Source organism: Thermoanaerobacterium butyriciformans, assembly GCF_017874545.1.
In the GTDB taxonomy this organism is placed as follows: domain Bacteria; phylum Bacillota; class Thermoanaerobacteria; order Thermoanaerobacterales; family Thermoanaerobacteraceae; genus Thermoanaerobacterium; species Thermoanaerobacterium butyriciformans.
The window spans coordinates 1-23,834 of record NZ_JAGGLT010000034.1; the positions used below are offsets into that span (position 1 = coordinate 1).

The 23,834-nt window shown below is 31.3% G+C and carries 25 protein-coding genes; 24 read left to right on the forward strand and 1 reads right to left on the reverse strand.

The genetic code is table 11. From position 1 onward, the window contains the following. Positions 1–116: 116 nt before the first annotated feature. The 4 genes from uppS to nifS all read left to right on the forward strand — a co-directional run bounded on the left by uppS (position 117) and on the right by nifS (position 3,981). A complete protein-coding gene (gene uppS, locus J2Z80_RS12790) occupies positions 117–767 on the forward strand; it encodes a polyprenyl diphosphate synthase (RefSeq protein ID WP_209454729.1) in 651 nt (216 codons plus the stop codon). Between the two features lie 109 nt (positions 768–876). After that, complete coding sequence (locus tag J2Z80_RS12795; RefSeq protein WP_209454730.1) at positions 877–2,211, forward strand: replication-associated recombination protein A; 1,335 nt, start codon at positions 877–879, stop codon at positions 2,209–2,211. Positions 2,212–2,340: 129 nt separating this feature from the next. Beyond that, complete coding sequence (locus J2Z80_RS12800; protein ID WP_014758845.1) at positions 2,341–2,790, forward strand: RrF2 family transcriptional regulator; 450 nt, start codon at positions 2,341–2,343, stop codon at positions 2,788–2,790. Positions 2,791–2,799: 9 nt separating this feature from the next. After that, positions 2,800–3,981, forward strand: coding sequence for a cysteine desulfurase NifS (nifS, locus tag J2Z80_RS12805; RefSeq protein WP_209454731.1), 1,182 nt, complete (start codon positions 2,800–2,802; stop codon positions 3,979–3,981). Positions 3,982–3,996: 15 nt separating this feature from the next. Here nifS and J2Z80_RS12810 read toward each other — a convergent pair whose 3' ends face one another. Continuing rightward, the gene (locus J2Z80_RS12810) at positions 3,997–5,298 is read right to left on the reverse strand and encodes a helix-turn-helix domain-containing protein (RefSeq protein ID WP_349292608.1); all 1,302 of its coding nucleotides are present in this window, start codon (positions 5,296–5,298) and stop codon (positions 3,997–3,999) included. Positions 5,299–5,526: 228 nt separating this feature from the next. Here J2Z80_RS12810 and J2Z80_RS12815 point away from each other — a divergent pair, with 228 nt between their 5' ends. From J2Z80_RS12815 to aroE, 20 genes are all read left to right on the forward strand, one after another. Beyond that, positions 5,527–6,345 carry a CPBP family intramembrane glutamic endopeptidase gene (locus J2Z80_RS12815; RefSeq protein ID WP_209454733.1) on the forward strand — a complete coding sequence of 273 codons (819 nt, stop codon included), beginning with the start codon at positions 5,527–5,529 and terminating at the stop codon, positions 6,343–6,345. A gap of 182 nt (positions 6,346–6,527) precedes the next feature. Beyond that, entirely contained in the window at positions 6,528–7,811 is a 1,284-nt protein-coding gene (locus J2Z80_RS12820) for an MFS transporter (RefSeq protein WP_209454734.1), read from the forward strand. Between the two features lie 14 nt (positions 7,812–7,825). Continuing rightward, a complete protein-coding gene (locus tag J2Z80_RS12825; RefSeq protein ID WP_280953199.1) occupies positions 7,826–8,149 on the forward strand; it encodes an MFS transporter in 324 nt (107 codons plus the stop codon). A gap of 118 nt (positions 8,150–8,267) precedes the next feature. Then, positions 8,268–8,783, forward strand: coding sequence for a PRC-barrel domain-containing protein (locus J2Z80_RS12830; RefSeq protein WP_209454736.1), 516 nt, complete (start codon positions 8,268–8,270; stop codon positions 8,781–8,783). Positions 8,784–8,799: 16 nt separating this feature from the next. Then, positions 8,800–8,946: a hypothetical protein gene (locus tag J2Z80_RS12835; protein ID WP_209454737.1), complete on the forward strand. Its 147-nt coding sequence runs from the start codon at positions 8,800–8,802 to the stop codon at positions 8,944–8,946. Between the two features lie 37 nt (positions 8,947–8,983). Next, complete coding sequence (locus tag J2Z80_RS12840; RefSeq protein WP_209454738.1) at positions 8,984–10,015, forward strand: AI-2E family transporter; 1,032 nt, start codon at positions 8,984–8,986, stop codon at positions 10,013–10,015. Positions 10,016–10,121: 106 nt separating this feature from the next. Then, a complete protein-coding gene (alaS, locus tag J2Z80_RS12845; protein ID WP_209454739.1) occupies positions 10,122–12,761 on the forward strand; it encodes an alanine--tRNA ligase in 2,640 nt (879 codons plus the stop codon). Positions 12,762–12,843: 82 nt separating this feature from the next. Continuing rightward, positions 12,844–13,095: an IreB family regulatory phosphoprotein gene (locus tag J2Z80_RS12850; protein WP_209454740.1), complete on the forward strand. Its 252-nt coding sequence runs from the start codon at positions 12,844–12,846 to the stop codon at positions 13,093–13,095. Between the two features lie 56 nt (positions 13,096–13,151). Further along, complete coding sequence (gene ruvX / locus J2Z80_RS12855) at positions 13,152–13,574, forward strand: Holliday junction resolvase RuvX (RefSeq protein WP_209454741.1); 423 nt, start codon at positions 13,152–13,154, stop codon at positions 13,572–13,574. A 65-nt stretch (positions 13,575–13,639) separates the two neighbouring features. Beyond that, complete coding sequence (locus J2Z80_RS12860; protein WP_209454742.1) at positions 13,640–13,948, forward strand: DUF1292 domain-containing protein; 309 nt, start codon at positions 13,640–13,642, stop codon at positions 13,946–13,948. A 366-nt stretch (positions 13,949–14,314) separates the two neighbouring features. Then, a complete protein-coding gene (locus J2Z80_RS12865) occupies positions 14,315–14,755 on the forward strand; it encodes a Fur family transcriptional regulator (protein WP_209454743.1) in 441 nt (146 codons plus the stop codon). Positions 14,756–14,905: 150 nt separating this feature from the next. Then, a complete protein-coding gene (locus tag J2Z80_RS12870; RefSeq protein ID WP_209454744.1) occupies positions 14,906–16,576 on the forward strand; it encodes a ribonuclease J in 1,671 nt (556 codons plus the stop codon). A 12-nt stretch (positions 16,577–16,588) separates the two neighbouring features. Continuing rightward, entirely contained in the window at positions 16,589–16,918 is a 330-nt protein-coding gene (locus J2Z80_RS12875; protein ID WP_209454745.1) for a YlbF family regulator, read from the forward strand. 103 nt (positions 16,919–17,021) lie between these two features. Then, positions 17,022–18,047, forward strand: coding sequence for an endolytic transglycosylase MltG (gene mltG / locus J2Z80_RS12880; RefSeq protein WP_209454746.1), 1,026 nt, complete (start codon positions 17,022–17,024; stop codon positions 18,045–18,047). 16 nt (positions 18,048–18,063) lie between these two features. Further along, the gene (locus J2Z80_RS12885) at positions 18,064–18,693 is read left to right on the forward strand and encodes an O-methyltransferase (RefSeq protein WP_209454767.1); all 630 of its coding nucleotides are present in this window, start codon (positions 18,064–18,066) and stop codon (positions 18,691–18,693) included. 4 nt (positions 18,694–18,697) lie between these two features. Continuing rightward, positions 18,698–19,909 carry a peptidase U32 family protein gene (locus J2Z80_RS12890; RefSeq protein WP_209454747.1) on the forward strand — a complete coding sequence of 404 codons (1,212 nt, stop codon included), beginning with the start codon at positions 18,698–18,700 and terminating at the stop codon, positions 19,907–19,909. Between the two features lie 55 nt (positions 19,910–19,964). Continuing rightward, on the forward strand, positions 19,965–21,569 hold the full coding sequence (locus J2Z80_RS12895) for a peptidoglycan D,D-transpeptidase FtsI family protein (protein WP_209454748.1): 1,605 nt from the start codon (positions 19,965–19,967) through the stop codon (positions 21,567–21,569). Positions 21,570–21,636: 67 nt separating this feature from the next. Further along, the gene (sigK, locus tag J2Z80_RS12900) at positions 21,637–22,332 is read left to right on the forward strand and encodes an RNA polymerase sporulation sigma factor SigK (protein ID WP_132775293.1); all 696 of its coding nucleotides are present in this window, start codon (positions 21,637–21,639) and stop codon (positions 22,330–22,332) included. A 141-nt stretch (positions 22,333–22,473) separates the two neighbouring features. Beyond that, entirely contained in the window at positions 22,474–22,959 is a 486-nt protein-coding gene (locus tag J2Z80_RS12905) for a YqeG family HAD IIIA-type phosphatase (protein ID WP_209454749.1), read from the forward strand. A 6-nt stretch (positions 22,960–22,965) separates the two neighbouring features. Further along, a complete protein-coding gene (gene aroE / locus J2Z80_RS12910; protein ID WP_209454750.1) occupies positions 22,966–23,817 on the forward strand; it encodes a shikimate dehydrogenase in 852 nt (283 codons plus the stop codon). Positions 23,818–23,834: the final 17 nt, after the last annotated feature.

The window sequence follows — 23,834 nt, forward strand, 5'->3', positions numbered from 1 at the left end:
AAAATGATTTCAGAATGAAATTTTGGGGGATAAATTTAAAATATGTCTCCTGAAATTCAGTTATATCAGGCAACAGAAGTTGCCGAGAATACTCAACAATGAAAGGGAGGACAAAATTGTATCGCATACCAAATCACATCGGAATTATTCCTGACGGAAATAGGCGTTGGGCACAAAATAGAAATATGCCTAAAGAAGCAGGCTATTCATATGGATTGGAACCTGGAATTGTACTTTACAGGTTATGCCGTGAGCTTGGTGTTAAAGAATTAACATTTTATGGTTTTACACAAGATAACACAAAACGCCCTTCTGTTCAGACAGAGGCATTTAAAAAAGCCTGTATTGACGCTGTTAAAATGCTAGAAAAAGAAGATGCAGATCTTTTAGTCATAGGGAACTATAATTCTCCTATGTTTCCAAAAGAATTGCTGCCATATTTAAGCCGTAAGACAATCGGTGAGGGGAAAATGAAAGTCAATTTTCTTGTTAATTATGGATGGCAGTGGGATTTGAATAGTGCATTAAAAGCTTTAAGCAATGGAGAAAAAAGAGATATACTAGATTTAATTTCATCAAAAGATATTTCACGAATAGATTTGATTATAAGATGGGGTGGGAGAAGAAGGCTAAGCGGTTTTTTGCCTGTCCAGTCGATATATTCCGATTTTTATGTTATTGATGATTACTGGCCGGATTTTAAGCCTCAACATCTGTACGATGCCCTTGAATGGTATTCAAAACAAGATATTACACTTGGTGGATAAATGTCATCATTTTTGATGGCATTTTTTATTTGCAATCGCTTTTATATACATACATATGTATAGTATAATAATGCTGATGTATGAATAAAGTTTGTAAAAGGTGAAAATCATGGATATGTTTCAATTTGCACAAAACAATTTTAGAAAAAACAATGCGCCGTTGGCAGATCGCATGAGGCCAACTACTCTTGATGAGTTTGTTGGTCAAAAGCATATATTAGGGCATGACAAGCTTCTATATAGAGCTATAAAAGCGGATAGAGTCAGATCGTTAATATTTTACGGACCTCCTGGTACAGGTAAGACAACGCTTGCAAATATAATAGCTAATACGACGAAATCTAGTTTTGAAAAATTAAATGCTGTAACATCAGGAGTTACAGATATAAAGAAAATAGTAAATGAGTCAAAAGATAGATTATCTATGTATGGAAAAAGAACCATATTATTTGTTGATGAGATACACAGATTTAATAAATCGCAGCAGGATGCACTGCTTCCGTATGTTGAAGATGGAACAATAATTTTGATTGGTGCCACAACTGAAAATCCATATTTTGAGGTTATCCGTCCTTTAGTATCTAGATCAATGATATTTGAACTTTATCCACTTAGCAATGAGGATATAAAAGAAATAATTTTACGAGCTTTAAATGATGAAAAGCGTGGACTTGGAAATGAAAAGATTAAGATCACGGATGATGCGTTAAATCATATAATTACATATTCTGATGGTGATGCAAGGGCTGCACTTAACGCAATAGAGCTAGCATTTTTAACTACAGAGAGAGATGAAAATGGAGTAATTAACATAGACATTGAAATTGCTCAGGAATGCATTCAAAAAAAGGCTTTAAAGTATGACAAAGATGGTGACAATCATTACGATTCTGTTTCCGCCTTTATCAAAAGTATGAGGGGGTCTGATCCTGATGCTACATTGTACTGGCTTGCAAAGATGATATACGCCGGAGAAGATCCGCTGTTTATAGCAAGGAGAATAGTTATTTGTGCAGCAGAGGATGTTGGAAATGCAGATCCCAATGCGCTTAATATAGCAGTATCTGCTATGCAAGCAGTAAATCAAATCGGGATGCCTGAGGGCAGAATAATACTTGCACAAGCTGCAATTTATGTTGCCTGTGCACCTAAAAGCAACTCAACTATAATAGGTATAGATAGTGCGCTTGATGACATTAAAAATTTAAAAACTGGAGCTGTTCCAAAGCACCTTCAGGATGCCCATTATAAAGGTGCTGAAAATTTAAAACGTGGTGTTGGATATAAGTATGCACATGATTTTAAAAATCATTATGTAAAACAACAATACCTACCGGATGAATTAATAGGAAAAAAATATTACAATCCATCTACAATGGGGTATGAAAAGAAAATATCTGAATGGCTTAGATTCCTAAGAGAGAGCAGTGATACAGAAGGATAATTATTATTTTTAGGGAGATAATAAAATTTGACTTTTATATGTTATATAAATTGTTGACAAAACTATATTATAATGGTATCTTATTTTATAGAAATCCGAGCAAAATAGTCGGCATTAAGGAGGGTCTATATGAAATTATCAACAAAAGGGAGATATGGAGTTCAAGCTATGTTTGAGCTCGCTTTGTATTATGGTGAGGGACCTATATCATTAAAGGTTATAGCAGAAAATGAAGGCTTATCAGAACATTATCTAGAACAGCTTATTGCTGTTTTGAGAAAAGCTGATTTGGTAAAAAGTATACGTGGAGCACAAGGCGGGTATATGTTATCGGCTCCGCCTGATAAGATTACTGTAGGTGATGTTATTAGAACGTTGGAAGGATCACTTGCCCCTTCAGACTGTGTTGTAGAGGATATACCGTTTGAATGCAGTAGATCAGGTGGATGTCCAACAAAAGTTGTATTAGAAAAAATTAGAGATGCTATAAACAAAGTGATTGATTCGATCACGCTACAGGATATGGTTGATGATTATAAAAAAATGATTCAGAAAAATTCTTACATGTATTATATATAGGAGGTTTTTATGAATAGGATTTATCTCGACAATGCAGCTACTACTCCACTTAAAAAAGAAGTTTTAGATGCAATGATGCCTTATTTAAGCAATCGCTTTGGCAATCCGTCTTCGCTTTACTCTTATGGGCAAGAAGCCAAAAAGGCAATTGAAGAAGCCAGAGATAAAGTAGCCAATGCAATTTACGCTAATTCAGATGAGATTTTTTTTACAAGCGGAGGTACAGAGTCAGATAATTGGGCTTTAAAAGGTGCTGCATATGCCTTAAAAGACAAAGGCAATCACATAATAACATCAAATATAGAACATCATGCAATACTGCATACTTGCCAATACCTTGAAAATCAAGGATTTGAAATAACTTATTTGCCTGTAGATGAGTATGGATTAGTAGATCCAAATGAATTAAAAAGAGCAATAAAAGATAATACAATACTTGTATCGATAATGTATGCAAACAATGAAATAGGTACAATAGAACCAATAGAAGAACTTGTCAAAGTGGCACATGATAAAGGCGTATTGTTTCATACAGATGCAGTACAAGCAATTGGAAATGTACCTATTGATGTAAAAAATTTGGATGTTGATATGTTGTCAATGTCAGCACATAAGATATACGGACCTAAAGGAGTTGGAGCACTTTACATTAGGAAAGGCTTAAGAATTGATACACTTTTACAAGGTGGAGCGCAGGAGAGAAATAGAAGGGCAGGGACAGAAAATGTGGCTGGAATTGTAGGATTTGGCACGGCGATAGAACTTATTACTAAAAACATCGATGAACACATAAAGAAGTTGACAAGACTTAGAGATAAACTTATAGATGGGATACTAAAAATACCGTATACTCGCTTAAATGGACATCCAATAAAGAGACTTCCTGGAAATGTCAATGTTTCTTTCGAATTTGTTGATGGCGAATCGCTTATATTAAGTCTTGACATGGAAGGAATCTGCGTATCCAGCGGTTCTGCATGTACCGCAGGAAGCATTGATCCATCTCACGTACTATTAGCGATTGGACTGCCAGAAGAAATAGCCCATGGTTCATTGAGACTTACCATAGGAGAAGAAAATACGGAAGAAGAAATCGACACAGTAATAAACAAACTGCCTAAAATAGTAGATAGATTGAGGCAGATGTCGCCACTTTTTGAAAGGATTAAAGAGAAGAAAAAACTTGTATAATTACGTGTGATGGATTCATTGCTGAACCATCACAATATTTTTTCTCCCATTTTTATTCATGATTTCATTTTGCTTTGCTTTATAAGAAATGTCTTTTGTTATATTATATAAATCATCATAAAGCAGCAATAAATCGCGATAATAGTATTGTGTTAAAAAATACTTCTCGCATTTTTTAAACAAATTATAGGCACTATTAAAGTCATTATGCAAATATTTTATATGGCCCATCATAAATTCATAATTGTGTTTACTCATTTCAGAGAGTTGGTGGACTTCTATATTACTTGAAATCTCCATTACTTTTTCGTAATTGCCTATATTAAAAAATAATATCATTTCTTGAATAAAAAAGCTTAAGTATAGCTTATCATATTTTTTATATTCACCTTTGCATCTATTGACTACTTCAAAAGCCTTATCAAAATTACCGCTATATCGTAGAGAATTTATATAGTTTAGATGACATCTTCCAGCATCATATTCATCATCAAAAAACTTAAACAACAATATTGCCTTTTCGATGTATTTAATGGACTTATCATAATCACCTACATTATAGCAAGCTATGTTTAAAGACATATAAATATGGGGCATTGCTCTTACGTATATAAAATTGTCATGTGTATTAATAAAATTTTCCAGCAAATTTATAACCTTTTGAAATTGGTTAGTATTAAGATATAGATAAGCAAGATTATTATGTATAATAAAGCAGATAGAATGGTTCAAAGAATCAAATTCGCATAAATATTTTTTAGCCAGTTCTAAATAGCATATTCCTTTTTCATAATCATGATTTTTAAGCATTATTTTAAATAGTATATTTAAAGCCTGACAAAAATTGTCTATATTTAACTTTTGAATATCTTCCTTTGATTTAAGAAATAAATTAACATATCTTTTTAGATATTTCAAAGCATCATTATATAGTTTTATATTAAAAAAAGATGCGCCAGCATAATAATATTTGTTAAAATCTTGTATTTTTAAAAATTCATTATGATTGTACTCGATTAATTTTACTATTTCATAATAATTCTGGTTATTAAATAAATCACCGATGATAGAAGATGAGTTATCAGCATATTCTATCAATTTATCGTATTTGACGTCGCTAATAAAATAACTTAAAGGTACTTCAAGCCTTTCAGATATGTGAATAAGTTGTTCTAAGGAAGGTAAAGCTTTATTATTCTCAATCCTGCTTAAAACAACTCTATTCATAAAATTATCGCACAATACGCTTTGAGAAATTTTCTTTTGGAGCCTCAAAGACTTTATTTTAGAGCCTATATAAAGATCCAACAATAACACCACCTTGTAACTATCAGTTACAATTTTGTATTTTTTAATTGATGACATATAAAAGTATAAGGAAAAACGCAAATTAGAGAAGTATATTACATTGGTGAAATATTACAATTATTTTTAAATATTATACTACTTTTACAAAAAAAGATAAAGATACTATAATAAAATCCAGGAATTTGTTATATTGAATAATAGTTTTTGAAAATAAAATTGAACAATAAGGTGAGATATATGATAAAAAAATTAAGTGTTTTAATTTTAATATTCTGTATTTTTGAAATGGCTTTATATTTTTCTAAATTTATAATGACATATTTGTTTGAAGGTATATACTATTTTTTTAATTTAAAAGATAATGATCCATTTCTTAGAATAAGTAGTAATTTAATTTATAATTATACTATACAAATTCTGATGTTGTTTTTGACGTTATATTTGCTAAAAAGGTTTAAATATACGAAATATATAAAGATATCTATAAAGGCAATTATAAAACTAATTGCCTTTACAATATTACTATTTATATGTACTAAGTATGCACTAAGTATATTCAGCAATAATTTTTTATGGACTGAGCTTAAATATGCTATTAAAGAATGGAGTAAATTAGATTATATTGTCGCAATATTACAAGTAGCTTTATTTATGTTGGTTGCTTTAGCAGAAGAGTATTTATTTAGAATAATACTTTATTTAAAAATTCTTGAAATATCTAATTTTAAAAATAATACTCTGAAAACAATATTTAGTATAATATTAACAAATATATTATTTTCAATTGGACATCTTTCAATGCAAAATTATGATATTTATATGCTTTTACAAGTATTTATATCTGGTATTTACTTTAGTTATTTATTTTTAAGAACTAACAATATTTACTTAGCTTGCATAATGCATTTTAATTACGATTTTCCGATTATGGCAATAGTCGATAAAAAATATTATTTCCAAATAGCTTCTTTAATAATTTCAGTTGTTTTAATAGAAGGATATTTTATCATTAACTATTATTATTTAAAATTGTTTAGTAAATGCGAACAGAGTTAAATTATTTTATGAACGGAGGATTTGATAGGTAATGAATTATTAACCAGTTTGGCAATTGATACTTAATCTCCACAAAAACCAGGAACAATAAATTACAGCCAATAAGAAAAAGACAGGCTTTAAAGGCATGTTTGACTTTTAAGATGTATTAATTGATATAAATACTTACTGGAGGTAAATAGATGAATCTCTCTACCTTTAGAAAAAAGAATTTTTTATTTCTTATTACCGGGAAATTTGTATCTCTCATTGGAAGTGAAATGCAAAATTTTGCATTGTCGTTGTACGTTTTAAAAATTACGGGATCTGCAACAAAATTTGCATCAGTATTGGCTATTACTTTAGTACCTCAAATAATATTTGGCAATATTGCAGGTGTCATTGCCGACTGGTTTGATAGAAAGAAATTACTTATGATGTTAGATTTACTAAGCGCAGCAATTGTTGCAATTTATGCTGTCATTTATAAAATAAATGGTGTTTTAACATTAACTCAAATTTATATTTTATCAGTTTTACTTTCTACTATTTCCTCAATGTTTAATCCTGCAATAGCAGCAGTTATACCTTCCATTGCAGAAGATTATGAATTAGCGGATGCTAATGGTGCTAATACGATGTTTATGAATATAGCAAATTTGATTTCACCTGTTATAGCTGGTATTTTATTAGAAGTTTTTAATATATTCATAATATTGACAATTAATGCTATAAGTTTTCTTCTTTCATTTATGTGTGAGTCTAAGTTAGAAATACAGAAAACAAATGATAAACCAGAAAAAATAAACCTAAATTCGTTTTTAAATGACTTCTTAACGGGTATTGATTTTATTAAAAGTAAAAGGCTAATTTTGAATATATTAATTATAGGTATAATTATTAACTTCACATCAAATCCTATATTATCTGTGGGGTTGACATATATATCGAAACAGATATTAAAAATTACAGATTATCAATATGGGATTTTGCAATCTACATTTGCAATTTCTATGATTGTATCACCATTCATATCTAGTATAATTACAAAAAAATATAAATTAGGTAAAATATTATTTTTAGATATATTTTCGGTTTCCATATTATATTTTTTATTGTCATTTATAATTTCTCCTATCTATTTGCAGGGATTTTCTTACATTCTTAAACCATACATAAGTTTAATGATAATAATATTTTTTGTCGGATTAATTACATCCATTGGGAATATAGCTTTGACTACTATGTTGCAAATAGAAATACCTTTAAAATTGATGGGGAGAGTAATAGCGACGATAAGTACTTGTTTAATGATAGTGACCCCATTAGGACAAATGATATTTGGAATTTTATTTGACAAAATTCCCAGTTGGATAAATATCATTATATGTGCTTCTGTAAACTTTGTTGTAATATTGTTTTTTAAAAATTATTTATTATATGGTGAGCAGAAATACTTTGTAACTACAAAGGATGGAATAGAGTAATAAATTTTGTTTTTTTGATTTACATAAATTATAAAAGCGATAAAAGTGAAATTAAAATCTTAGTATTTATCTTGTTTAGATTGTTCACAGGTGTTTATGAACCAATCATGGATTATTATCTAAATAGATTACTAAATGATCAATATAGGGCAACTATGTTATCGGTGTATAGTATGGCTGGTTCTATAGGGGAAATATTAAGTGGCATTTCAATCGGTGCTATTGCAGAAAATAGAGGTATTAGTATAGCATTTTATGCAGGAGCCGTAAGCCTGTTATTTGAATTAATTTTATTTTTTGCAATAAATAAGATACACAAATATGAATATTCTGGTTAAATTGGTGGCAGATGTATTGTTTATCAAATAGTACCCAAAAATACACTTTATAAAGTGTATTTTTTTATCTTTGTAGGGCAAAATTAATACAAGAAAGAAATTTGAAGGGGGTATTATTGTGATTTTTGTAAAAGATATTATAGGTATGCCAATAATATCCTCAAAAGATGATAAGATAATAGGTTCCGTCAAAAATGTGCTATATGGCGACTTAAAGGGCAAAATAAAAGGTGTACTTATAGAAGAAGGTGGAATACTAAAATCATCAAAGATAGTCGAAAATAAAAATATAATAAGTATAAATAAACAGGTGTATATAAATAATAAAGATGCTATAAAAGATTTAGATGTGAAATCTATAAATGATGTGGAAAATGGCAGCAACGACATAATAAATAAGGATGTTTATGATAATAGGGGCAACTATTGGGGAAAGATATATGACTTGATATTAGATGAAAAAGAGCGAATAATACTTTATGCAGAGATTAGCAGGGGATTTTCATTTGACCTATTTAAAGGGCTAAAAATTGTCAACATAGAATGCATTGAGAAATTTGATGGCAAAATAATCATCAAAGATGGGACAATGTTTTTTACGAGAGGTGGACTTAATAATCTGATTAAAGTTTAGAAATAGGAGGGTTAAAATGGAAGACAAGGGCAAATATATAAAGGGCTTTTTAGCTGGTGCAGCGTTGACAGCATTTATTATACCGAAAATCAGTTCGAAAAAGGCAATGCAAATGATTCAGATTGTTTTATCAAAGATTGCTCGTAGAGCAAATAAAATGTAAAGGGCTTTTAGCCCTTTTATTTTAAAAGGTGTTTTACATGAGAATAAACAAAAAATATATTACATATATCATAACAATAATTATTGTAATTCTTTTTTTGTATTTTGCATTTAAAAATATAGATAAAATCAAAGAAATATTGTTCCCTATTTTTATTTCTATTTTGATTGCTTACCTTATGAATCCTTTTGTATTATTTTTTGAAGATAAAGGCATAAAAAGGGTGCAATCGATAATAATTGTATATTTTTTGTTGTTATGTATTATAGTATTAACTGTGTTATTTATATTTCCAATAATAACTAATGAAATGTCAAATCTTTTTAAAATGCTTCCCGGATATATTGATGATCTAACATATAAAATTAATGATATCAAAAATAATTATTTAGCATATATGCCAAAAGAATTTAGCACTGTACTGGTAAAACGTACTAATATGCTCAATAAAGAAATTGCATTCATGATAGATGCAGCAATACAAAGCATTATTTCACTGACAGGTCATATATTAAATTTGATATTGACACCTATCATTACATTTTATCTATTAAAAGATAAAGATATATTAAAAAGTGAGATAAAAGAGATAATTCCTGAGAAGATGAGAGGAAGATTTTCAAAGATATTAAAAGATTTAGACGGTGTTATGAGTAAATACATAAGAGGTCAAATATATATTTCTGTTGTTGTAACTATCCTTACATCAATAGGACTTATGATAATAAAAGTAAAATATTCAGTGTTGATAGGTATTTTAGCTGGAATTTTAAATATAATACCATATTTTGGACCAATACTGGGATCTATTCCTGCCATTATGATGGGACTTATTGATTCTCTTTACAAAGGTATTTGGGCATTTATCATATTTTTCTTAGTACAGCAAATTGAAAGCGCATTTTTTGCGCCCAAAATCATGAGCGATAGCGTAGATCTGCATCCTATAACTGTAATAGTTGCACTTTTATTTGGAGAACAATTTTTTGGGATATGGGGGATGCTTTTGTCTGTTCCTGTTGTGGCTATGGTTAAAGTTATATTAAAAGACGTTTTTATCGAGGTATAATAGCAATTGTTGACTTTAATTAGGCTTTCTTGTAAAATATACATAAAAAGAGAAGGTATTTGCCGTCCCTTGCGGACGTTTTTTTGTAAACTTAAGGAGGATATATATGGAAAAACTCGGAATGAATGAGATAAGGGAGAAGTATCTAAGTTTTTTTGAAAGTAAAGGGCATTTAAGATTGCCAAGTTTTTCACTTGTGCCTAAAAATGATAAAAGTTTATTGCTTATTAACGCGGGAATGGCTCCTTTGAAACCGTATTTTACAGGGAAGGAAATTCCACCAAGAAAAAGAGTTACTACATGCCAAAAGTGTATTAGAACTCCTGATATAGATAGAGTTGGAAAAACGGCAAGGCATGGGACTTTTTTTGAAATGCTGGGCAATTTTTCTTTTGGCGATTATTTTAAAAAAGAGGCAATACCATGGGCGTGGGAGTTTGTGACGAAGGTTTTGGAATTGCCGGAAGACAGACTATGGGTAACTGTATATGAAAACGATGATGAGGCTTACGATATATGGAATAAAGTTGTAGGACTTCCGCCTGAGAGAATCGTCAGAATGGGTAAAGAAGATAATTTTTGGGAGATTGGCACAGGTCCGTGTGGGCCGTGTTCTGAAATATATTTTGACAGAGGTGAGGAAAAGGGTTGTGGGAAGCCAACTTGCGGCGTTGGCTGTGATTGCGACAGATTCATAGAATTTTGGAACCTTGTATTTACTCAGTTTGACAAAGATTCAGAGGGTAATTACAACCCATTGCCAAAACCAAATATAGATACAGGTATGGGGCTTGAGAGAATGGCTACAATTATGCAGGGCGTTGATAGCATTTTTGACGTTGACGTTATACGTGGGATTACTGATTATGTTGGCGAGATGGCGGGCGTGAAATACGGAGACGACAAGAAAAACGATGTATCCTTAAGGGTTATAACTGACCATATCAGAGGGGTTACTTTCATGATTTCTGATGGAATATTGCCATCAAATGAAGGCAGAGGATATGTTTTAAGAAGGATATTGAGAAGAGCTGCAAGATATGGAAAATTATTAGGACTTGATAGGCCATTCTTACATAATGTTGTAGATGTTGTTGTAGAGCATTATTCTGGAGCATATCCTGAACTTATAGAAAGGAAAGATTATATAAAGAAAGTAATAAAAAAAGAAGAAGAAAGATTTAAAGAAACAATTGATCAGGGGTTAGGTATACTTGATGAGTATATAAACGATCTTAAATCCGAAGGGAAAACTGTCCTTGAAGGAAATAAGGCATTTAAATTATATGATACTTATGGTTTTCCTATAGAACTTACAAAAGAAATACTTAATGAGTCAGGTATGACGGTAGATGAAGATGAATACCAAAAAGAGTTGGAAAAACAGAGATTAAGGGCTAGAAGTAGCAGGAAAGAAGACAATGCTCTTTGGGAAAAAGACATTTATTCAACACTGAAAGATATAGAAACAAAATTTGTAGGCTATGACTCAGTAAAGTCAGATGCTAAAGTTTTGGCTATTATAAAGGATAATGAGCTTGTTGATTCTGCTGAAGCTGGAGAAGAAGTAAATGTGGTTTTGGATGTGACGCCATTTTATGCTGAAAGCGGTGGGCAAGTTGGTGATAAAGGTGTTATAAAAAATGAAGATGTTCTTGTCAATATAAAAGATTGTAAAAAGGCTGGTGGAAACAAGTTTGTTCATATAGGTACTGTTGAAAGAGGTATTTTAAGCGTAGGTGACACAGTTGAAGCTTTGATAGACAAGAAGAATAGACTTAGTACAGCTAGAAATCACACTGCAACACATTTGCTTCATAGCGCATTAAGAAAGTTTATAGGCGATCATGTACATCAGGCGGGATCTCTGGTTACACCAGAAAGGCTCAGATTTGATTTTACCCATTATCAAGCACTTACTGATGAAGAAATTAAGACAATAGAAAATGAGGTTAACGAGAAAATATACGAAAACATTGATGTTTCGGTTGAAATTATGTCACAAGATGAGGCATTAAAAAAAGGCGCTATGGCATTATTTCAAGAAAAGTACGGTGATGTTGTCAGAGTCGTAAATGTATCAGATTACAGCAAAGAGCTATGCGGAGGAACTCATGTAAATAATACAGGAAATATAGGAGTGTTCAAAATTATTTCAGAAAGTGGTGTTGCTGCAGGTATCAGGAGGATAGAAGCTGTAACTGGGATAAATGCAATAAAGTATTTAAATGAAAAAGAGGAAATAATAGCTAATGTTGGTCAAATCCTTAAAGTTAATGAGAAAGACATTGTGAATAGGATTATTGGGTTGAGTCAAACTATAAAGGACTATGAAAAACAGATAGAGCAGTTGAAAGCAAAAATTGTTTTGTCTACATCTGAGAGATTAGCTAATTTAGCAGTGGACTTTAATGGGGTGAAATTTATTAGCGCTGTACTAAATGATTTAGATGTAGATGAACTGAAAATGTTGGGCGATATACTTAAAGACAAATTAAAGAGTGCTGTCTTAGTATTTGCCACAATAAGAAATGGAAAAATTAATTTTGTAGGAATGGCTACAAAAGACACAGTTAAATTTGGTATAAATGTTGGAACTATTATAAAAGAAGTGTGTCAAGTTGCAGAAGGAAAGGGCGGCGGAAGACCTGATATGGCACAAGGCGTTGGTAATAACCTAGATAAAGTTGACGAAGCTTTGAACGTATCAAAAATGTTGGTTAAGGAAAAACTTCAAACAATATAAACTTAAACTTGACTTGTGTTCATCATTTAATATATTATAAACGTATAATATATTAAATGAAAATCCCATAGAGGTGATAAAAATGACTGACCGCAATGATGAAACCGTAAGATTTCATTTTGAAAATGAAGACAATAAAGCTGAAGATATATTAAAGTCAGTTTATGATGCTTTATTAGAGAAGGGATATAATCCTATAAATCAGATAGTGGGTTATATTCTATCAGGTGATCCTACATATATCACTAGCCATAAAAATGCTAGAAATCTCATAAGAAAGATTGAAAGAGATGAATTAGTAGAAGAACTTGTTAAAAATTATCTTGAAAAATAGAATTTAGCCTCACACTGTGGTGTGGGGCATATTGCATTTGATTGGGGAGAATAAAATTGCGTACTATAGGTTTAGATGTTGGCGATAAGACGATTGGAGTTGCTATAAGTGATCCATCAGGTTTAATAGCACAGGGAATAAAAACTATTAAAAGGTCAAATCTAGATGATGATATACAAGAAATTAATAAAATTATAAATAGTTTCAAAGCTGAAGAAATTGTTGTAGGCTTTCCTAAAAATATGAATGGAACTATAGGACCTCAAGGGCAGAAGGTCATTAATTTTGTGGAAATTCTGAAAAAAGAAATAGATTTGCCTATATTGTTGTGGGATGAAAGATTAACGACGGTTGAGGCAAACAGAATGCTTATTGAAGGCGCAGATATGAGAAGAGATAAGAGGAAAAAAGTTATAGACAAATTAGCCGCAACAATTATTTTACAGGGATATCTTGATCATAAAAGGAAATTAATTTAACTTGACAGGAAATTTTTTGTATAATACAATGAGATTATCCTGATAGAAGAAATGAGGTGATTTTTTTGGATAACGAACTTAATAATGACATTATTGAGCTTATTGACGAGGACGGAAATGAAGTAGACTTTGAACTTATTTCATCTTTTGAACTTGATGATACGAGATATGCTGTTGTTGCACCGGTTGATAGCGATAGTGATGACGCATATATTTTGAGAGTTGAACAAGATGAAAATGGCGAAGACATATTCGTTGGGATAGAAGACGAAGATGAATTTAATGATGTAGTAGAAGCATATAATGAATTGATGGAAGAGTATGATTGTGATTGTTGCGATGATGACTGTGATCATGACCACGACAACGAATAGATATACCTATTTAGGTATATCTTTTTTAATATTAGCGAAAAATTAAAATCTCTAATTATTACAAATATTACCTGGGAAATAACACCATTTTAAATTGCTAATTTCTCACATCTAACCGTTATATTATCACTATAAATATGTTAATTTTCAAAAAGAATAGTATTAAGCCAATAAATGCCTGCATTTTTCAAATAATTAAGTGCTTATGAAATTTTTGTTTAGTTTCAATTGAAAATATATCTGTTTCTGTGCTAATATAGGATTATATTCGACTAAAAATTGATTTTATTTTTATAAAAATAGTTGACAATTGAGAATGTTAAGCATAAACTTTTATAAATAGATAAAATGTAAGGTGGTGAAAAAGTGAACGAAATAGATGATATAAAGGAGAATTTGAAGCAAAAGGGATTTAAGTTGACCACACAGAGAAGGGCAATACTTGACGTTATAATAGAAAATCGTGAAAAACATTTGTCATCTGAGGAAATATATGATCTAGTTAAAGAAAAATATCCTGAAATAGGTCTTGCAACAGTGTATAGGACATTGCAACTGTTTGATGAACTCGGAGTAATTTATAAATTAAATTTTGACGATGGAAGAAGTAGATATGAGCTTTATCATAATGAAGACCATCAACACCATCATTTAATTTGTTTAAAATGTGGAAGTGTGATAGAAATGGAAGAAGACCTATTAGAAAATTTAGAAGATGCTATAGAGAATACAAAAAATTTTCAAATTGTCGATCATAATGTAAAATTTTTTGGATATTGCAGTAAATGTAAACAAAATAAAAATTAGGCCTGTCGGATTGACAGGCTCAATTTTTTTATATCTACTTGAAGATGACCACCAAATAAAGTATAATACAATTAATTAGTGTGTGTACGGGTAATGTTTTATTGTCGTTGATTAAAATATTATTAGCAATATATAAAAAAGAAGGGAGATATGTATTTGACAAATAAAACAAAATTAAAAATTATACCTTTGGGCGGATTGAACGAAATAGGGAAAAACATGACTGTGATTGAATACGGAAATGACATTATAGTCATTGACTGTGGTCTTGCTTTTCCTGATGATGAGATGCTGGGGATAGACCTTGTTATTCCGGATATTTCATATTTGTTAAAAAACAAAGAAAAAGTTAGAGCTATTGTTTTAACACACGGACATGAAGACCATATTGGTGCATTACCATACGTTTTAAGGCAGCTTAATGTGCCTGTATACGGAACACGTTTAACGCTGGGTCTGGTTGAATATAAATTAAAAGAAAATGGGCTTTTAAGAGATAGTAAGTTGGTAACGGTGAAGCCTCGTGAAACCGTAACATTTGGACAGCTTAAAGTAGAGTTTATAAGAACATCTCATAGCATAGCTGATTCGGCGGCACTTGCTATTCATACGCCTATTGGTACGGTATTTCATTCTGGTGATTTTAAAATAGATTTTACGCCGATAGGAGGAGAAGTAGCAGATTTTCACAGATTTGCTGAACTTGGAGAACAAGGCGTGCTTGTAATGATGTGCGATAGCACGAATATTGAAAGACCGGGTTATACAATGTCTGAGAAAACTGTCGGTGATACTTTTGACAATATCTTTAGAAGAGCGGAGCAGCGCATAATCGTTGCAACATTTGCATCAAATATTCACCGTGTTCAGCAAATAATTGATTCAGCGTACAAATATGGAAGGAAAGTTTCGATATCAGGACGAAGTATGATTAATGTCATCAATGTTGCTAATGAATTAGGGTATTTAAGCATACCGGAAGGTACTTTTATAGATATTGATGAAGCCAATAAACTTCCGTATAGTGAGGTAGTTATTATTACTACAGGTAGCCAAGGTGAACCTATGTCGGCACTGACAAGAATGGCATCGTCTGAACATAAAAAAGTTGAGATAGTGCCAGGTGATACAGTTGTAATATCTGCATCTGCGATACCGGGTAATGAAAAGTTAATATCAAGGGTGATTAATCAGCTTTTTAAGAAAGGGGCTGAAGTAATATACGATGCATTAGCGGATGTACACGTTTCTGGCCATGCATGTCAAGAAGAGATTAAATTACTCCACACACTAATAAAGCCACAATTTTTTATTCCCGTACACGGAGAATATAGACATTTAAAGCAACATGCTAGATTGGCAGAAGATCTTGGTATGGATCCTAAAAATATATTTATAGCCGATAACGGTACGGTTATAGAGTTTACGAAAAATTCTGGAAGAATTGCCGGTTCTGTGACTGCTGGCAAAGTGTTAGTAGATGGATTGGGTGTTGGCGATGTAGGTAATATCGTATTGAGGGATAGAAAACACCTTTCTCAAGATGGATTGCTGGTAGTTGTTGTAACAATCTCTAAGGAAAAAGGTTCCGTAATTGCTGGACCTGATATAATATCAAGAGGATTTGTATATGTCAGGGAGTCAGAAGATTTGATGGAACAAGCTAAAAATTTAGTTAAAGAAACTCTTTTACAATGTGAAAAGGATGATATAACAGAATGGTCGTCAATAAAGACGATGATAAAAGAATGTTTAAGCAGCTTTTTGTATGAAAAGACTAAGAGAAATCCAATGATATTGCCAATAATAATGGAAATATAGGAGGATTGAAATATGAATGTATATGATAAAGCATATGAATTAAAAAAAGCTATTGAAGAGCTGCCTGAATATAAAGCATTTAAAGAAGCATTTGAAAAAATTGAATCTAATGAACAAAATAAAAAAATGCTGGAGGATTTTAGAAAGAAACAATTAGAAATTCAAACTAAAGAATTAACTGGAGAAGAAGTTACAAAAGAAGATGAAGAAAAGTTAAAGAAGCTTTATGAGATATTAAGTCTCAATCCTGAATTAAATGCTTACCTTTCCGCTGAGTATAGTTTTTCTCGTATAATGGATGATATTACAAAGATTATAATGGATGTTGTTAATTTGAAATAATAAGTAAAAACAAGTAAGAATAAAACCTTACTTGTTTTTATTTGTATATAATTATATAATCTTTGTATAAAGTGTCGATTTTTGTTTTTAAGGGGAGCTCATGATGATAAATGTAAAGGGGAAAGTAAAGAAAAGATCGCTTGTTATGATTGTTATTGTAGTTTTTTTTATCATATCAGCGGCTATATATTATGAGAGTCTATTTAAGCCTGTTGATAATAACCCTACTGAAAAAGAAGTTGTCATACCGCAAGGTGCGTCTACTTTAGAAATAGCTAAGATTTTGCGAAACAAAGACTTAATAAGAAGCGAGTGGTTTTTTATTTTTCGTTCAAAATTTTACGATGATGGCGTCCAAATGAAAGCCGGAAAATATCTTTTAAGTTCTAACATGACTACGGATGAGATAATTGAGAAGCTGAAAGAAGGAAAGGTTGTATTAGACACTGTTAAATTTACTATACCCGAAGGATTTACTGTAAGTCAGATTGCAGACCGCTTGCAACAGATGGGAATAGTAAAGAAAAGCGATTTTATGGATGAAGCTCAAAATGGTGTGTTTAATTATGAATTTTTAAAAGATATTCCAAAAGATAGACCAGACCGTTTAGAAGGATATCTTTTTCCTGACACATATATTATAAAAAGAGGAACCAGTGCTCATGATATTATAAATCTTATGCTGTCAAGATTTGACGAAATATATAAATCTTATATAAAAGGTAAAGAGACGAATGTTGGCATGACTACAGACAAAATTGTGATAGTAGCCTCAATGATTGAGAAAGAAGCTAAAATAGACAAAGATAGACCACTTATTGCTGGTGTAATATACAACAGGCTAAATAAAAACATGAAATTGCAGATTGACGCTACTGTGGAATATGCTTTAGGAGAGCACAAAGATAAATTATCTCTTGATGACTTAAAAGTTAATTCACCATATAATACTTATTTGCACTATGGATTGCCAATAGGGCCAATTAGCAATCCGGGTTTAAAATCCATAAAAGCAGCTATAAACCCTGCAAAGCATGATTATTACTACTATGTGGCTCAAAATGACGGTTCTCATATTTTTAGCAAGACTTATATAGATCAGTTGAATGCGGAAAAAAAAGTTAATTGATTTAGAGGTGCCGTTTATGATGGATAGCGACATAAAATTTATAAGGCAATTGTTTGATGTAAATCAAGGGCTGCTTAAAGAAATCGAAAGTTATGCAAGTGATAATTTTATTCCAATCGTAAAACCTGAAGTTGCGAAATTTTTGGAGACAATTATAAAAATCAAGCAACCAGAAAATATTTTAGAAATAGGCACAGCCATTGGCTATTCTTCTATCGTGATGCTATTAGCTTATGAAAATTGTAAAATTCTTACCATCGAGAAAGACATGGATATGGCTGAGATGGCAAAAGAGAATTTTCTTAAAGCATCTCTATTAGATAGGGTTGAACTTATAAAAGGCGATGCATTGGATGTCTTACCTTGTCTTAATAGAAAATATGATTTAATTTTTATTGATGCGTCAAAAGGACATTACAAAGAGTTTTTTGATGAGTCTTTAAAAGTATTGAAACATAATGGTGTTTTGATTTGTGATAATATTTTGTATAAAGGATATGTAGTTAATGAAGTACATGTTAAACATAAACGCAGGACAATAGTTTACAGGATGAGGGATTTTATTTCATATATTTTGAACAAAACAGGAATATCTACGTCGATTATTCCTATAGGTGATGGATTGTCTATAAGCGTAAAGGAGTGAAAAAATGGTTGAATTGTTATCACCTGCAGGTGATATAGAGAGAGTAAAAATTGCAATAAATTATGGAGCTGATGCTGTTTATTTTGGTGGAAGCAACTATGGACTTAGAGCTACAGTTGGTTTTAACATGGATGAGATTAAATATGCGGTTGAATATATTAAAAAGCATGGGAAAAAGGCATATTTAACTGTGAATATTTTCCCTCACAATGAAGATCTTGTGGGATTGCCTGAATACATCTATGAAGTAAGCAAAACTGGTATAGATGCTGTAATAGTTTCGGATCCTGGGGTTTTTTCAGTAATAAGGGATGTTGCACCAAAACTTGAGATTCATATAAGTACACAAGCAAATAATGTCAATTATAGAAGTGCAAATTTTTGGCACGACCTTGGAGCAAAGCGTATAGTTTTGGCAAGAGAGTTGTCGTTAGAAGAGATAAAAGAAATCAGAGAAAAGACGCCTAATGATTTAGAATTGGAAGTTTTTGTTCATGGAGCAATGTGTATTTCTTATTCGGGCAGATGTTTGCTTAGCAATTATTTAACAGGTCGAGATGCAAATAAAGGTGAATGTACACATCCTTGTAGGTGGAAATATTATATTGTTGAAGAGAAAAGACTTGGTCAATATATGAGCATTGAAGAAGACGACAGAGGAACATATATAATGAATTCGAAAGACCTGTGTATGATTAAATACATTCCAGATATTATAAAGGCGGGTGCAACTAGTCTTAAGATTGAAGGCAGAAACAAAAGCTCATATTACGTTGCTGTTGTTACAAAAGCATATAGAAAGGCTATAGATGATTACCTAGAATTTGGTGATAAATACGTTTTTAACGAAGAACTTTTAGAAGAATTAGGCAAAGTTAGCAATAGAGATTTTACGACTGGATTTTATTTTGGAAAGCCGGGAACTGAATCACAAAATTATAATTCATCGTCATATATAAGAAATTACAATATTGTAGGAATGGTCCTCGATTATGACGAAGAAAATGGATTTGCAGTAGTGGAACAAAGAAATAGATTCTTTTTAGGTGATGAGGTTGAAATCATTGGCCCGCGTGATATGTTTACTGAGGTTATCAATAGGATGTATGATGCAGATGGGAATGAAATAGAAGTTGCACCACATCCACAAATGATAGTTAAAATACCATTAGAGAGGAAAGTTGGGAAATACTACATGTTAAGGAAAAAAGCTTAATTTGCGTATGCGAAACTCCTTTAAGGGAATAATAATCCTAGAAAGGAGTTTTTTTATGTATAAAAAAAGTACTAGAATTATTGCTTTAAATATTGTTATAACATTATTAATATTAGGTTTACTAATGAGATTATTCTATATTCAATATATAAAAGGAGAAACATACGCTAAAATTGCTGTCCAACAGAAGATGGAGAGCCTAAATTTAGAAAAGAGAAGAGGTGAAATCTATGATAGAAATTTAATACCTTTTACTGATAGAACTTATACAGAATATATTTATGCTATACCAGGTATGATTGTAAACAAAAAAACGGCGTCAATAATTTTAAATAAAATAACGGAAATTTCAGACATGGAAATATATAAAGATCTAAATTCTGAAAAGGATATTATTAAATATAAATGTAAATATACATACAAAGGAAATTTACCAATTGGACTCTTTAAGATGGATACACCTCAGAGATATGATTCTAATTCTTTAGCAAGGCATGTAATAGGTTATTATGGAACAATAAGTTATGGATTGGAAAACACATTTAATAAAACGTTAAGCTCTGGCGGAAATGAATCTGTTGCCGTTTTTAAAGATAATTACAACGATTATTTAAAAGGATTAGGTGTAAAGATTATAAACTCTCAAAATAAAGTATTTTCCGTTGAAACTACATTGGATTATCATATCCAAAAAGCAGTAGAAGATATTTTAGATAAAAATAAGATAAATGGAGCGGCGGTTGTATTGGATGTGAAAAATGGCGATATTTTAGCTATGGCTTCAAGGCCAAACTACGATCAAAACAAGATAAGTAGTTACCTTGACAGTAAAAATGAAGAATTGTTGAATAAAGCATTGATTGAATATCCGCCGGGTTCTATATTTAAAATTATAGTGGCATCTGCGGCTTTGGAAAATAAAAAAGTAAATATATACGACACTTTTATTGACGAGCCATATATAAATATAGACGGTGTAATTTATCATAATTTCATGGATGAATCGAATGGTTTAATAAATATGAATAAAGCATTTGAAGTTTCATCAAATACTACTTTTATAAAAATTGGACAAAAAACAGGAGGCAGCAATATAATTGATATGGCAAAAAAGTTCGGAATTACAAAAGATGATAATTTACCTGTAGAAGAACAAGTAGGTACATTGCCTTTGTTGAATAATACATACGGTGCAGGCATAGGAAATCTTTCAATCGGTCAAGGCGATGTTACTATGACTCCATTGCAAGCAGCAGATATTGCAGCTACAATTGCAAATGACGGTATAAGAAATGTGCCAAATTTTTTGAAAGCTATTGTAGATGAGAATGGCACAGTGGTGGAAAATCTCCATAAGACGAACTCCTACAGAGTAATCAGTGAAAGTACAGCATTAAGCGTAAAGCAAATGATGAGAGATGTTGTCGCCAATGGAACAGGTAAAAATGCAGAGACAGAATATAAATCTGCAGGGAAAACCGGTTCGGCTGAAGTTAGCAGAGAAAAGAACATATATCACGCGTGGTTCACAGGCTTTGTGCCGTATGATAAACCAGTCTATGCCATATCTGTGTTTGTGAAAAATGGCGATATTGGAGGAATTAAAGCAGCTCCAATATTTAAAGAAATTGCTGAGGAAATAATGAAATATTATAAATAAGACTTGCACATAAACATTTTAGCGTGCATATATTTTTTATGTGACTTAAAATATGGAGGTGTCAATAATGTGGGCAGCACTTATTGCACTAATTACGTCAATTGTAAAAGATATAATTAATTTTGGCTATTTAACAAATGCTAGTTCATTTCCCCAGCCTCTTACAGCAGAAGAAGAAAAAAAATATTTTGAAGCCTATAAAAACGGCGACGAAGAGGCGAAGAACATTTTGATTGAAAGAAACTTGAGACTTGTTGCACATATTGTTAAGAAATACAGCAATACAGGAAAAGATGTCGATGATCTTATATCAATTGGAACAATCGGGCTTATAAAAGCTATTACAACTTATGATGCTTCAAAAGGAACGCACTTGGCAACGTATGCTGCTCGATGTATTGAAAACGAAATATTGATGTCGTTGAGAGCTGAAAAAAAGATAAAATCAGAGATTTCATTGCAGGATCCCATAGGTATTGATAAAGAAGGCAATGCAATTTCGCTAATTGACATATTGGGCACTGAAACAGATGAAATCAGTGATCAAGTAGAGTTAAAGATGCAGATAAAAAAATTATATAGCAAGATAAATAGTGCCCTTAAAAGCAGGGAAAGGTTGATAATAGAATTGAGATATGGACTCGTAAATGGCGGTGCCAAGACGCAAAGGGAAATAGCAAAAATGCTTGGCATTTCAAGGTCATATGTATCAAGAATAGAAAAGAAAGCGTTAAGCAAATTATTTAAAGAAATGACGATGTAATAAAGAATTTATATGTTTAAAAACTTAAAAATTTAGAGTAAATACAAATTTCAAATTTATCGTCATAAATCTGAAGCTGTCTATATTGACAGTTTATTTTTTTATAAAGTATAATTAAAAAGTAAGTTTGGGGTGAATTTATTGTATAAAAAATTGATTCCTGATATGTATGTAAATTCAATATACGATATAAATTTTGAGGAATTAAAAGAAAGAGGTATAACTTCATTAGTTTTTGATATTGATAATACACTTGTACCTCAAAAAATATTAAATCCTGATCGAAAAGTTATTAATTTATTTAAGTTTTTGAAATCAAAAGGGTTTAAAATTTGTTTGATATCAAATAATACGACGAAAAGGGTCAATAATTTTACAAAAAATATAGGTATACAAGGAGTTTCTTGGGCAATCAAGCCAAGAAAAGCTGCTTTTTATAAGGCTTTAAAAATGCTTGATTCCAAGCCTGAAGAAACTGCCATCATTGGTGACCAAATTTTTACAGACATACTTGGAGGACACAGAGTTGGACTCTTCACAATACTTGTAAGGCCTTTATCAAGTGAAGAGTTTGGCTGGACCAAATTGATGAGAAAACTTGAAAGAAGAGTATTAAAAAAGGTGTGAGAAGATATGCGCATAGACACAAAAACTGATATTTACGGGATAATAGGACATCCTATTGGACATAGCTTGTCACCATTAATACATAATGCGGCATTTGAAAGTAATAATTTAAACTCGGTTTACGTGTCTTTTGATGTATATGAAGAAAATTTAAAAGATGCGATTTTAGGTATAAAAGCATTAGGCATAAAAGGTATAAATGTTACGGTGCCTCATAAAGAAAATGTCATAAAATATCTAGATTATGTATCTGATGAAGCGAAGCTAATAGGTGCAGTTAACACGATAAAAAATAATAATGGAATATTAGAAGGATACAATACTGATGTTACAGGGTTTAGCGAATCACTTAAAGAGCATGGTATAGAAGTTGAAGGGAAAAATGCGGTAATACTTGGAGCTGGTGGTGCCGCAAGAGCTGTTGCAGTAGGACTTTCGCTTGCAGGTGTCAGAACAATAATTGTCGCAAATAGATCGAAAGAAAAGGCAAGAAATCTTAGCACCTACATAAAAAATAATCTGGGCATAAATTGTATTGATGTTACGTATGATGATTTGAATCAGCTAGAAGAAATAGATATTCTAGTAAATGCTACAAGCGTCGGTATGTCTCCAAATATTAATTTATCTCCAGTAGATGAAAATGTCGTAGTAAAAGCAAAATTTGTTTATGATATTATCTATAATCCTGAAAAGACACTATTGCTAAGTTATGCAGAAAAATGCGGTATTAGAAATCTTAATGGATTTGATATGCTTATTAACCAAGCAAATCATTCTTTTAAAATATGGACTGGTGTGAATTTCAACAGGAGTATTATTTTAAATATTCTCAAAAAGAAGGATTTTGTTAAATAATGTAGAATATAATTTAT

What these genes read in the sequence shown, in the direction of transcription:
- sigK (WP_132775293.1), top strand. Translation starts at nt 21,637, where the DNA reads ATGTGGGCAGCACTTATTGCACTAATTACGTCAATTGTAAAAGATATA.
- mltG (WP_209454746.1), top strand. Translation starts at nt 17,022, where the DNA reads ATGATAAATGTAAAGGGGAAAGTAAAGAAAAGATCGCTTGTTATGATT.
- J2Z80_RS12875 (WP_209454745.1), top strand. Translation starts at nt 16,589, where the DNA reads ATGAATGTATATGATAAAGCATATGAATTAAAAAAAGCTATTGAAGAG.
- J2Z80_RS12815 (WP_209454733.1), top strand. Translation starts at nt 5,527, where the DNA reads ATGATAAAAAAATTAAGTGTTTTAATTTTAATATTCTGTATTTTTGAA.
- J2Z80_RS12870 (WP_209454744.1), top strand. Translation starts at nt 14,906, where the DNA reads ATGTATTTGACAAATAAAACAAAATTAAAAATTATACCTTTGGGCGGA.
- J2Z80_RS12885 (WP_209454767.1), top strand. Translation starts at nt 18,064, where the DNA reads ATGATGGATAGCGACATAAAATTTATAAGGCAATTGTTTGATGTAAAT.
- J2Z80_RS12890 (WP_209454747.1), top strand. Translation starts at nt 18,698, where the DNA reads ATGGTTGAATTGTTATCACCTGCAGGTGATATAGAGAGAGTAAAAATT.
- J2Z80_RS12835 (WP_209454737.1), top strand. Translation starts at nt 8,800, where the DNA reads ATGGAAGACAAGGGCAAATATATAAAGGGCTTTTTAGCTGGTGCAGCG.
- J2Z80_RS12800 (WP_014758845.1), top strand. Translation starts at nt 2,341, where the DNA reads ATGAAATTATCAACAAAAGGGAGATATGGAGTTCAAGCTATGTTTGAG.
- alaS (WP_209454739.1), top strand. Translation starts at nt 10,122, where the DNA reads ATGGAAAAACTCGGAATGAATGAGATAAGGGAGAAGTATCTAAGTTTT.
- J2Z80_RS12820 (WP_209454734.1), top strand. Translation starts at nt 6,528, where the DNA reads ATGAATCTCTCTACCTTTAGAAAAAAGAATTTTTTATTTCTTATTACC.
- nifS (WP_209454731.1), top strand. Translation starts at nt 2,800, where the DNA reads ATGAATAGGATTTATCTCGACAATGCAGCTACTACTCCACTTAAAAAA.
- J2Z80_RS12840 (WP_209454738.1), top strand. Translation starts at nt 8,984, where the DNA reads ATGAGAATAAACAAAAAATATATTACATATATCATAACAATAATTATT.
- aroE (WP_209454750.1), top strand. Translation starts at nt 22,966, where the DNA reads ATGCGCATAGACACAAAAACTGATATTTACGGGATAATAGGACATCCT.
- J2Z80_RS12850 (WP_209454740.1), top strand. Translation starts at nt 12,844, where the DNA reads ATGACTGACCGCAATGATGAAACCGTAAGATTTCATTTTGAAAATGAA.
- J2Z80_RS12895 (WP_209454748.1), top strand. Translation starts at nt 19,965, where the DNA reads ATGTATAAAAAAAGTACTAGAATTATTGCTTTAAATATTGTTATAACA.
- J2Z80_RS12795 (WP_209454730.1), top strand. Translation starts at nt 877, where the DNA reads ATGGATATGTTTCAATTTGCACAAAACAATTTTAGAAAAAACAATGCG.